A 10,815-nucleotide genomic window follows, 5' to 3' on the forward strand; every position below is an offset into this window, starting at 1 on the left:
CCAAGCCAAGGTCCGGGCGGCCGCCCGGACCTTGGCTCAATCGCTCTAATCCCACGAAATCTCTCTCGTGTAGATACAAGGTGGCGCTGCAAAGCCGAGACGGAGTGGGGGTCGATCTGCGCGGGCGTCGTCAATTCGGGCCGGGTTCACCGCCTGCTAAGTTATGCTCCCACCTCGATCACAGCCTTGATCAGTCCTGATTTCTCATGCGCCCAGCGGGCCAGATCGTGCGGCGTGCCGGAAAGCGTGGTGCGGTGGGTGACGAGTTTTGCCAGCGGAACGGCGCCGTTGCGGATCGAGGCGGCGACATGGTCGAAGTCGGCGCGCAAGGCGTTGCGGCTGCCGATCAGCGTCATTTCGCGTTTGTGGAATTCCGGATCGGAAAAGCTGATGTCGTCCTTGACGACGCTGACCAGCACCAATGTTCCGCCATGCGCGACATGGGCGAAAGCCGACCGCACCGACTGGGTATTGCCGGTGGCGTCGAAGACCACATCGAAGCCTTCGCCCGATGTCGCCTCCCAGACCAGGTCTGGCACCGCGCCGCGCGAGCCGTCGAGGGTCTGGAAACCAAGCTCGTTCGCAGCGAAGGCGAGCCTTTCGCTGCTCATATCGAGCAGTGTCACGTCGAGGTCGGCGATGCGGGCGAAGATGGCGGTGCCGAGCCCGATCGGGCCGGCGCCGATGACCAGTGTGCGTGCGCCGGTTTCGGCCTTGGCACGCCGCACGGCATGTGCGCCGATGGCCAGGAACTCGACGGCGGCGGCGTCGGCCAACGACAGGCCGTTGGCAGGATAGAGATTTTGCGCCGGCACCAGGATGCGTTCGCACATGGCGCCGTCGCGATGCACCCCGAGCACCTCGATCCTGACGCAGCAATTCGGCTTGCCGTGCCGGCAGGCGATGCACTTGCCGCAGGAAAGATATGGGTTGATGACGACCGGCTCACCGACGGCAAGCTCGACGCCTTCGCCTGTTTCCACTACTGTACCGGATACTTCATGGCCCATGATGCGGGGATAGGCGAGGAACGGATGCTTGCCCTCGAAGATGTGGTAGTCGGTGCCGCAGATGCCGACATGGCTGACCGCCACCAGCGCCCATCCGGGAGCTGGTGCACTCGGGGTGGGACGATCTTCCAGGACAAGATCGCCGGGCGAGCGGCAGACGACGGCTTTCATGCTTCAATCCAGTCTTGTTCATGAAATCGCCGGCCCATTGGTGCGGGCCGGCGATTGATTGCGGGTCGTTACTTGCCGCGACGGCGCAGCCCGTCGAAATAGACGATGATGATGATGAGCGCGCCGGTGATGATGCGCTGCCAGAACGAGTTGACGTTGAGCAGGTTGGCGCCGTTGTTGATGGTGGCCAGGATGAAAGCTCCGAGCAGCGGTCCGTGCACCGAGCCAACGGCACCGAACAGCGAGGTGCCGCCGATGACCGACGAGGCGATCGCCTGCAACTCCCAGCCCTCAGCCTGGGTCGGGTTGCCGATGCCGATGCGGGCGGCCAGCAGCACGCCAACGAAAGCCGCGCAGAGGCCGGACAGCGTGTAGGCCATGTAGATGGTTCGCTGGACATTGACGCCGGACAGGCGCGAGGCCTCGGCGTTGGAGCCGACCGAGAACAGATACCGGCCCCAGCGGCTGTGATGCAGGAAGATATAGGCCGGAATGCCGACCAGGATCACCATCCAGAACAGGTTGGGGATGCCGATGAAGGAACTGCGCGAGAACGCGGTGAAGGTGTCGCTGTTGATGTTGATCGAATTGCCGTTGGTCATCAAAAGGCCGATTCCGCGCAGCGAGGTCAGCGTCGCCAACGTGATGATGAAGGGCGGCAAGCCCATCTTGACGATGCCGAAGCCGTGAAACATGCCGATAGCAACACCGACCAGCAGCGTCACCAGAATGGCGAGCCAGATCGGGAAGCCGGCATTGATCATCATGGCTACGACCACGGTGGCGAAGCCGACCACGGCGCCGACGGACAGGTCGATGCCGCCGGTGATGATGACGAAAGTCTGGCCGACCGCCATGATGGCGATCATCGAACCCTGCCGCAGCAGGTTGGCGATGTTGTTGGAAGAGGCGAAGCTCGGCGTCGCGACCGACAGAACGATCCAGAGCAGAACCAGCAACGCCAGAAGCGTCAGCCCGAACAGGACATTGTAGTTCCGTTTCGGTTTTTCGACAGCAATCGCCTCGGTGCTCATATCTGTCCTCCCTGTTTTTCTTGTTTCTCGGCGAGCGCCTGCGTGAGAATGTCCTCGTGGCTGGCGCCGCGAAAACCGTGCGTCGCCACCAATTTGCCGCGCCGGAACACATGCAGCGTATCGGCCAGCTCGTAGACTTCCGGCAGATAGGACGAGATCAGGATGATGCCGGCGCCTTTCGACAGCAGCGCGCCGAACAACCGGTAGATCTCGGCCTTGGTGCCGACATCGACGCCGACCGTCGGTTCATCGAAGATGAACAGCTTGGCGCCGTGCGCCAGCCATTTGCCGATGACGATCTTCTGCTGATTGCCGCCCGACAGGCTGGACGCCAGCGCGCCGCGAGTCGGCGTCTTAATGCGCAGATCGGCGATCTGGCGATCGGCCTGCGTCTTCTCCTGTGCACTCGAAATCAGCAGATTGTTCGAGATGCGCTTGTAGATCGGCAGGTTGAGGTTGAGGCCAACCGGCAGGTTGAGACAGAGGCCCTGGTCGCGGCGGCTTTCCGGCGCCAGCGCCATGCCGAGCTTGATCGCGTCATGCTCGGATTTGACCTGAACCTCCTTGCCTTCCCAGAGAATCTGGCCGGCCGATTTGCGGTGGCGACCGTACAGCGTCGTGACGAACTCGCTGCGCCCGGCGCCGATCAGGCCATAGAGCCCGACGATCTCGCCGGCGCGAACCGTCATCGAAACATTTTCAAACCCTTTGCCGGACAGGTTCCGCGCTTCGATGATCGCGGCGCCCGGCGTGAAATGCTCTTTGTGATAAACCTGCTCGATCGAGCGGTTGATCATCATCTTGACCAACTCGGCATCGTTGGTCTCGGCGATGTTGCGGGTGCCGACCAGCGTGCCGTCACGCAGCACGGAAACACGGTCGGCGAGTTCGAACACTTCCTCCATGCGATGACTGATGTAGATGATCGTCACGCCTTCGCCCTTCAGCCGGCGGATCAGTGTGAAGAGCTGGTCGGCCTCCTTGCGGGTGAGGTAGGCGGTCGGCTCGTCGAAGATCAGGAATTTGGTGCCGCGCACGGTGGCGCGGGCGGCAGCAATCAGCTGCTGCTGGCCGATGGTCAGGTCGCCCAATGTGACATGCGCCGGCAGATCGAAGCCGAGATCGTCGATGATCTTCTGCGCTTGCCTGATCATGGCGCGCTGCTGCAGGATGCCGAAGCGCGAATTCTCCTCGCCGAGGAACATGTTGGCGGCGACCGTCAGGTGACGGCAGAGCACGACTTCCTGATGCACGGCATTGATGCCGAGCGCCATCGCCTCATGCGGTGTCGCCAAGGCAGCCGGCTGACCTTCCCAGATGACCTCTCCGGAGGTGCGCGGCATGACGCCGGTCAAAAGCTTGATGAGGGTCGATTTGCCGGCGCCGTTCTCGCCGACGATGGCGTGGATCTCGCCGGACTTGAAGGCGAGGTTGACCGGTTTCAGCGCGTGGGTGCCGGGATAACGCTTCTCCAGCCCGCGTAATTCGAGGATGGTCCTGCCAGGCTCCAGCACAGGGGCCGGATGCAGTTCCTGCGCCGTCGATGTCATGACAATCCTCCCTGATTGGCCTCCCAGATCGGCCTCACGATTGGCACGCGGCGAGGCAAGGATATGCCTCGAAAACAGCCTAGCTTAAGCTTGTGGATTGCCAAGCCGTTTGTGCCGGCAGCTATATCTCCGGGGCGCGGAGCCCCGGAGACGATTTGGATGCGACGGCTTAGAGCTTCGGGTTGAGCAGCGCGTCGATCTTGGGGTCTTTCATGTTGTCCTTGGTCACCAGATTGGCGCCGGTATCGACATTGGCCTCGACCTTTTCGCCCTTCGAGGCGGCGAGCGCGGTCTTGATGCCGTCATAGCCCATCCGGTAGGGATCCTGGACGACGAGGGCGGAAATGACGCCGTCGTTGAGGAACTTGATCAGCTTCTCGTCGCTGTCGAAACCGACCAGCGCCAGCTTGCCGCCAAGGCTGTTTTCCGCGACTGCCTGGCCGACGCCCTGCGCCATGATCAGGTTGGAGGCGAAGATGCCTTTGAGGTTCGGGTTGGCGGTGATCAGATCGGTGGCGATGTTGAGGCCGGTGGTGGCCTGGCCGTCGGCATATTTGTCGGCGACCAGCTTGAGGCCTGGATATTTGGCGGCCAGCTGTTCGGTGAAGCCCTGCTTGCGCTGTTCGAGCGAGCCGGCGCCCGGTGCGTTGGTGATCAGGGCGACGTCGCCCTCGATCTTGCCGCCGTTGGCGGCGCCGATGGCGGCGGCGAGGCCGTCGGCAGCGACGCGGCCGCCCTGCACATTGTCGGTGGTCAGGAACGAGGTGAAGGCCTTGGAGTCGGCGCCGGAGTCGATGCCGATAACCTTGACCTTGGCAGCGGCTTCATCGATCGGCTTGCCAAGCGCCTTGAACTCGGTCGGCGCGATGACGATGGCTGCCGGGTTGCTGGCAACGGCGTTCTCGAGGATCGAGACCTGGCCGTTGACGTCGGTTTCAGCCTGGGCACCGAGTTCCGGAACGTTGACGCCGAGATCCTTGCCGGCCTTGCGGGCGCCGGCCAGAACGATCTGCCAATAGAAGGACGTGGTGTCCTTGACGATGATCGGAATGGTCACGTCCGCCGCCGAAACCGGCGCCGAATGCATGACGCCGGCGAGCATCGAAGCTGCTGCCAGCGCCATGACGGCGCGGCGGTTGAGAATGCTGGTCACGAATTTCATGAAGTTCCTCCCTAAGTCGCCCGGTGAACGTTACGGAAGCTCCGTCCGGATAGGCGTGGCCCAAACAGAACTTTATCAATAAAAAACAGTTGCCATGTTTTGATAGTGCATCGAACCAGCCGATGCAAGCGGTGTTTGACCAGTCCTCGCGAAGCCTGGCAGAGGCAGATACACCGCGCTGCTCCTACCTTGCCGCCGTCAAGCGCTCCCGTTTCCGTTCCGCGAATGTATGGAATATTAATTCCACATATTCGTCAATATGGAATGTTCATTCTTTCTTGGGATCGCAAGAATGTGAAGCCGGAATCGCCGTTCACCGCGGGTAGGGCGAATTTCACGCCAGCTCCTGCATCAGCGTGTAGGGGCGATATCTGGCGTATTCCGTCTCCGGCACGTCGATGTCGAGCAGTTCGAGGTTGCGCGTCAGGTTTGCCGGCTTGGCGGTGCCGGTCAGCACGGTGGCGACGGCGGGTTCATGCAAGGGGAACTGGAACGCGGCGGCGGCCAGCGGATAACCGCCCTCGGCGGCGATCCTTTCCATCGCACCGACGCGGTCGAGCACGTCATGGCTGGCAGGGCGGTAATCGAAATGCGCGCCTTGCACCGGCCCGGTCGCCAGGATGCCGGAGTTGAAGACGCCGCCGATGACCAACGAGGTCTGTTGCGCCCGGCATAGCGGCAGCAATTCCGCTTCGGCACTGCGGTCCAGCAGGGAATAGCGGCTGGCGAGCAGGATGCAGTCGAGCGGTGCCTGGCGCATCACGTCGAGACAGATCTGCACTTCGTTGACGCCCAGCCCATAGGCGGAAATGACACCGGTTCGCTTCAGCTCTTCGAGCGCCTTGAGGCCGCCATCCATCAGCTGGCGAAAGTGCAACTTGGTCTTCTCGACACCATGGGTGTAGGCGCCGATGTCATGGACAAACAGGATGTCTATCCTGTTCAGGCCAAGCCGCGCATAGCTGAACTCGATCGACCGCATGATGCCGTCATAGGAATAGTCGTAGTCGAGCGCGAAGGGCAACGGATCGACATAGGAGTGATCGGGAACCTGGTCATCCGGCACCGGGCGGAACAAGCGGCCGACCTTGGTCGACAACACATAGGAATCGCGCGGCTTGTAGCGCAGGAAGTCGCCGAAGCGTCGTTCCGACAGGCCGAAACCGTAGAAGGGTGCGGTGTCGAAGTAGCGCAGGCCGGATTCCCAGGCGCCTTGCAACGTCTCCATCGCCGCTTCGCGCGGACAGGCGCGGTAGAGGCCGCCGATCGCGGCACCGCCGAAACTGATTTCGGTGACCTCCAGCGTTGTCTGGCCGATGCGGCGCTTTTCCATGCACAACCTCCCCGTTGCCCGCCGCTGTCCCGGCGCGGCCGTCTACCAGATATCAGTGAAATCTAGAGCGTCGCGCCAAGATGCCAGGGCACGAACTCGTTGTCGCCGTAGCCGAAATCCTCGCTCTTGGTCTTGCGGCCGGAAGCCGTCTCGACGATCAGTTCGAAGATCTCTCGGCCCATGCCGGCGATGGTCTTTTCACCGGAGGCGATGACGCCGCAGTTGACGTCCATGTCCTCTTCCATCTGGTGATACATGGTCGAGTTGGTGGCGACCTTGATCGACGGCGTCGGACGGCAGCCGAAGCAGGAGCCGCGGCCGGTGGTGAAGACGATGATATTGGCGCCACCCGCCACCTGACCGGTCGCCGAGACCGGGTCGTAGCCGGGCGTGTCCATGAACACCAAGCCGCTGCCGGTGACTTTTTCGGCATAGCCGAAGACGCCGTTGAGCGGCGTCTGGCCGCCCTTGGCGACCGCGCCGAGCGACTTCTCCAGGATGGTGGTGAGGCCGCCGCGCTTGTTGCCGGGCGAGGGGTTGTTGTCGATCGAGGCGCCATGTTTGGCGACGTGATCTTCCCACCATTTCACGAAGCCATCGAGCTTCTGCGCGATCTCCGGCGTTGCCGCGCGGTAGGCGAGAAGATGTTCGGCACCGTAGATCTCGGTGGTCTCGGAAAGGATGCCGATGCCGCCTACGCCGGCCAGGATGTCGACGGCCGCGCCCAGCGCAGGGTTGGCCGTAATGCCCGACATTCCGTCGGAGCCGCCGCATTGCAGGCCGACGACGATCTCGCTAACCGGGATCGGCTCACGCTTCAACTGACCGACTTCCTCGGCGATCTCGGCCAGCACGCCCATCGCCTTTTCGACCGATTTGCGCGAACCGCCGGCGTCCTGGATGTTGAAATGGCGTTTGCCGGCAGCGACACCCTTCTGGCCGTAGAGGGTGAGCTGGTTGACCTCGCAGCCGAGCCCGACCATCAGCACGCCGCCGAAATTCGGGTGGCGGGCATAACCGGCAAGCGTGCGGTGCAGTACCATCATGCCGTCGCCGGTGGCGCTCATGCCGCAACCCTGGCCGTGGACGATGGGGACGAAGCCGTCGATGCCGGGATATTTCGGCAGCAGGGTGCGGTTGGCGGTGTCGGCGATGGAATGGCAGACCGTGGCCGAGCAATTGACGCTGGCGACGATGCCGATGAAATTGCGCGTGCCGGCGCGGCCATCGGCGCGGCGATAGCCCATGAAGGTCCGGGCACGGTCCGCTTCCGTCGCGTGCTCGGCCTCGCTCGGCGGCACGACCGGCAAGCGGCCGGATTCGAAAACCAGATTGTGCGAATGAACGTGCTCGCCCGCTGCAATATCCTGTGTCGCGCGACCGATGGCCTGAGCGTATTTGACCACCGCCTCGCCGGCGGCGATCGGCTTGATCGCCACCTTGTGGCCGGGCTCGATCAGCGCGGTGGCAACGGCACCGCCCGGCAGCACGGCGCCGATCTCGATGCGGCCATTGGCGACGGCGACATTGTCGGCAGGGGACAGAAGAATGCTGTTGGAGGCGTTCACGGGCGGTTTCCTGGGTGATCCTGGGTTGCGCGGGCGGATTGACACGCGCCTGTTTAAAGATAATGTCTTTTATCGTGAAAAAACAGTTTTGCGTCAATTGTTTTTTCGCCGGGGAGTTCCGCATGTCCATCGGTGTTCAAGAAAGCGAATTTCGCTTTCAGGGGTCATGGGAACGTCATATTGCGCTTCCGGCCGACGGCCGCAAGCGACGGCGTGCAACGGGTCAGGGATGTCGAAGAGCAACAACGTCTACAAGGATGCCTACAACCGCTGCCTGCGGCTGCTCGACGAAACGCGCAGCCTGCCTTCGGAGCCGGAACTGGGCACCTTGCTTGGCGTCAGCCGCACCACGGTGCGAACGATCCTAGCGCGCATGGAAGAGACCGGGCTGATCGCCTGGAACAAGCGCGCCAAGACGGTGCTGCGCGAACCGCGCCCCGATGATTTCTTCCCCGAGGAAGAAACCGACACGCTGGCCGAGATCATCGAGCGGTCGTTCATGCGCAGGCTGCTCGCCGGAGGCGCCGAGGCCGGCATGCAGATTAACGAACTCGAACTGGCGCGCGAGATCGGCGTCGGCACCACCAGCGTGCGCGAGTTCCTGATCCGCTTCTCCCGCTTCGGCCTGATCGAGAAACGCCGCAACAGCCACTGGGTGCTGAAGGGCTTTACGCGCGCCTTCGCGCTGGAGCTGACCGAAATCCGCGAAATGTTCGAACTGCGCTCGGCGGCGGCCTTCGCCGCTCTGCCGCAGGACAGCGTGGTCTGGGGCGATCTCGACCGTCTGGAAGACGACCATCGCCGGCTGGCAAGCGAGATCGCCACCCGTTTCAACGAATTCTCCGAGCTGGACGAGCGCTTCCACCGGCTCATCCATCGGGCATCGCGCAACCGCTTCATTGTCGATTTCTACGACGTCATCGCCATGATCTTCCACTACCACTACCAGTGGAACAAGGCGCAGGAGCGCGAACGCAACGAGGTGGCGATCGGTGAGCATCTGGCCTACATCGAGGCGCTCAAATCGCGCGACCTCGGCAAGGTCGACGCCGCTTGCCGCAAGCATCTGAAGTCAGCGCGCCAGACTTTGCTGACCTCGATTCCGGAGAGCCGGTCTTCACAAAAACTCTGAGCCGCGTCGCGGCTCAGAGTCTTGTTTCATGCATGTCGTTGTCCCAAAGCCGCTGCACACTTTTGGGCGACATGCATTGATATGCCGCGTTGCCGCAGCGGCGATTTGGCGATTTTCCGCCCGCCAGCCCCGTGCTAGGTATGGTACATTGCTGCGAAGAGGCAGGGCTTTGGGCGTATCGAGGAGACGGTGGAGCATACCGGTCGTGCTTGTCGCGGCCTATCTGCTGTTGCTCCAGTCGACGCTTGGTGCCTTCGCCTTCGGCGCCGGTCCCAATGCATCGCAGCTCGATGCCTTCGGCAACGTCATCTGTACCCGTGAGGGCGCAACCGAGCTGCCCGGCGGCAACCCGCCGCCGTCTCACCTGCCGACATGCTGCGTGCTCGGCTGCAGCATGTTTTCGCCAGCCTTTGCGCCGTCGCCCAATGCCGGGCTTGCACTGGGCAGCCTTTCCTTTGAAACGGTCGCCTTTGTCTTCCCGGTGGCCATCCATCTCGACTTTGCGCGTGAGCGCTCGCCGTCGAACCCGCGCGCGCCGCCGCTGACGGCCTGAGCCTGTTTGCCCGACGGAACCTTTCGTGGGCGTACCCATCCAAAGATCAAACTGCTCGCGACCGGCAACGGCGCGACCATCACTTCATGGAGCAACCATGTCCTATTTTTTCCCCGACGCCGCGCGTCCTATGCTCGGCAGCATTCTACAGAGCATCGAAGAGCGTGTCGGCATTGCCGCGCTGGCTCTTGCGCTGTTGTTCGTCGGCGCCCAGTCCGTATTCGCGCATGAGTTCAAGGTTGGAGATCTCGAGATCGGCCACCCCTGGTCGCGCGCCACACCAGCCGGCGCCAAGGTAGCCGGCGGCTATTTCACCATCACCAACAATGGCAGCGCGCCGGACCGGCTGGTGTCGATTTCCTCCGATATCTCGGAAAAGGCCGAACTGCATCAGATGGGCGTAAAAGACGGCGTCATGACCATGCGGTCGGTTACCGGCGGCCTGGAAATCCCGGCCGGTGGCAAGGTGGCATTGGCCCCTGGCGGCTATCATCTGATGTTCATCGGCCTGAAGCGGCAACCCAAGCAGGGCGAAAAGTTTTCCGCCACGCTGACCTTCGAAAAGGCCGGCGCCGTCAGCGTCGATTTCGCCGTCGAAGGCATCGGTGGTGGCGCCATGGATGATCACGCCAATTGATCCGGCCAGTTAGACAAATTTTGAAGATCTGAGGGACCATCATGAACAAGTATCTTTTGTCCGCCGCGGCACTTTTCGTGCTCGGGACAAGTGCCGCTTTCGCGCATATCACGCTCGAAACCCAGGAGGCGGCCGTCGGCTCGACCTACAAGGCAATCTTACGCGTGCCGCATGGCTGCGACGGCAAGGCGACGACCGCCGTGCGTGTGCAGATCCCGGAAGGGGTGATCGCGGTGAAGCCGATGCCGAAGCCCGGCTGGACGCTGCAGACCAAGAAGGGCAAGTACGACAAATCCTACCAGCTCTATGGTCAGGCGGTGACCGATGGGGTCAAGGAAGTCGACTGGAGCGGCGGCAGCCTGCCGGATGAATTCTACGACGAGTTCGTCTTCCGCGCGACACTGACGGCGGATCTGCCGGTGGGCCAAAAACTTTACTTCCCGGTGGTGCAGGAATGTGACGGCGCCGCCGACCGCTGGATCGAGATCCCGGCGGCCGGCCAGGATGAAGACGCACTTGAAAACCCGGCCCCCGGCATCAAACTGCTGCCGAAGAAATGATCTTTTCGAGCGGCGCCCCCGCAACAGCCCGCCGCGGTAGTTTGTGGGGGGGGCAATCGCCCCGCGGGCGACCCCAGGGGGTTTTACACAAAGCCCCGCCCACCC

10 protein-coding genes are annotated in these 10,815 nt (G+C 62.6%); 4 read left to right on the top strand and 6 right to left on the bottom strand.

What is annotated here, in order from left to right; genetic code table 11:
- Positions 1–161: 161 nt before the first annotated feature.
- The 6 genes from NKI73_RS32925 to NKI73_RS32950 all read right to left on the bottom strand — a co-directional run bounded on the left by NKI73_RS32925 (position 162) and on the right by NKI73_RS32950 (position 7,828).
- The gene (locus NKI73_RS32925) at positions 162–1,181 is read right to left on the bottom strand and encodes a zinc-binding alcohol dehydrogenase family protein (protein ID WP_352636155.1); all 1,020 of its coding nucleotides are present in this window, start codon (positions 1,179–1,181) and stop codon (positions 162–164) included.
- Positions 1,182–1,249: 68 nt separating this feature from the next.
- Positions 1,250–2,215 carry an ABC transporter permease gene (locus NKI73_RS32930; protein WP_352608746.1) on the bottom strand — a complete coding sequence of 322 codons (966 nt, stop codon included), beginning with the start codon at positions 2,213–2,215 and terminating at the stop codon, positions 1,250–1,252.
- Positions 2,212–3,765 carry a sugar ABC transporter ATP-binding protein gene (locus NKI73_RS32935; protein ID WP_352636157.1) on the bottom strand — a complete coding sequence of 518 codons (1,554 nt, stop codon included), beginning with the start codon at positions 3,763–3,765 and terminating at the stop codon, positions 2,212–2,214. The genes NKI73_RS32930 and NKI73_RS32935 overlap by 4 nt, the downstream gene beginning before the upstream one ends.
- Before the next feature lie 169 nt (positions 3,766–3,934).
- Positions 3,935–4,927, bottom strand: coding sequence for an ABC transporter substrate-binding protein (locus NKI73_RS32940; RefSeq protein ID WP_127272465.1), 993 nt, complete (start codon positions 4,925–4,927; stop codon positions 3,935–3,937).
- Between the two features lie 334 nt (positions 4,928–5,261).
- Positions 5,262–6,260, bottom strand: a complete 999-nt coding sequence (locus NKI73_RS32945) for an aldo/keto reductase (RefSeq protein WP_352636159.1) — start codon at positions 6,258–6,260, stop codon at positions 5,262–5,264.
- Positions 6,261–6,322: 62 nt separating this feature from the next.
- On the bottom strand, positions 6,323–7,828 hold the full coding sequence (locus NKI73_RS32950) for a UxaA family hydrolase (RefSeq protein ID WP_352636161.1): 1,506 nt from the start codon (positions 7,826–7,828) through the stop codon (positions 6,323–6,325).
- A 229-nt stretch (positions 7,829–8,057) separates the two neighbouring features.
- Here NKI73_RS32950 and NKI73_RS32955 point away from each other — a divergent pair, with 229 nt between their 5' ends.
- From NKI73_RS32955 to NKI73_RS32970, 4 genes are all read left to right on the top strand, one after another.
- A complete protein-coding gene (locus tag NKI73_RS32955) occupies positions 8,058–8,960 on the top strand; it encodes a GntR family transcriptional regulator (protein ID WP_352636163.1) in 903 nt (300 codons plus the stop codon).
- 196 nt (positions 8,961–9,156) lie between these two features.
- A complete protein-coding gene (locus NKI73_RS32960; RefSeq protein WP_352636169.1) occupies positions 9,157–9,513 on the top strand; it encodes a DUF2946 family protein in 357 nt (118 codons plus the stop codon).
- Positions 9,514–9,610: 97 nt separating this feature from the next.
- Positions 9,611–10,150: a copper chaperone PCu(A)C gene (locus NKI73_RS32965; RefSeq protein WP_352636165.1), complete on the top strand. Its 540-nt coding sequence runs from the start codon at positions 9,611–9,613 to the stop codon at positions 10,148–10,150.
- Between the two features lie 41 nt (positions 10,151–10,191).
- Complete coding sequence (locus tag NKI73_RS32970; RefSeq protein ID WP_352636167.1) at positions 10,192–10,710, top strand: YcnI family copper-binding membrane protein; 519 nt, start codon at positions 10,192–10,194, stop codon at positions 10,708–10,710.
- Positions 10,711–10,815: the final 105 nt, after the last annotated feature.

Origin of the sequence: Mesorhizobium sp. M0496, assembly GCF_040321205.1 — a bacterium.
In the GTDB taxonomy this organism is placed as follows: domain Bacteria; phylum Pseudomonadota; class Alphaproteobacteria; order Rhizobiales; family Rhizobiaceae; genus Mesorhizobium.

Excerpts from the sequence above, each read along its gene's own strand:
- NKI73_RS32925 (WP_352636155.1), bottom strand. The coding sequence starts at position 1,181 with ATGAAAGCCGTCGTCTGCCGCTCGCCCGGCGATCTTGTCCTGGAAGAT.
- NKI73_RS32930 (WP_352608746.1), bottom strand. The coding sequence starts at position 2,215 with ATGAGCACCGAGGCGATTGCTGTCGAAAAACCGAAACGGAACTACAAT.
- NKI73_RS32935 (WP_352636157.1), bottom strand. The coding sequence starts at position 3,765 with ATGACATCGACGGCGCAGGAACTGCATCCGGCCCCTGTGCTGGAGCCT.
- NKI73_RS32940 (WP_127272465.1), bottom strand. The coding sequence starts at position 4,927 with ATGAAATTCGTGACCAGCATTCTCAACCGCCGCGCCGTCATGGCGCTG.
- NKI73_RS32945 (WP_352636159.1), bottom strand. The coding sequence starts at position 6,260 with ATGGAAAAGCGCCGCATCGGCCAGACAACGCTGGAGGTCACCGAAATC.
- NKI73_RS32955 (WP_352636163.1), top strand. The coding sequence starts at position 8,058 with ATGTCGAAGAGCAACAACGTCTACAAGGATGCCTACAACCGCTGCCTG.
- NKI73_RS32965 (WP_352636165.1), top strand. The coding sequence starts at position 9,611 with ATGTCCTATTTTTTCCCCGACGCCGCGCGTCCTATGCTCGGCAGCATT.
- NKI73_RS32970 (WP_352636167.1), top strand. The coding sequence starts at position 10,192 with ATGAACAAGTATCTTTTGTCCGCCGCGGCACTTTTCGTGCTCGGGACA.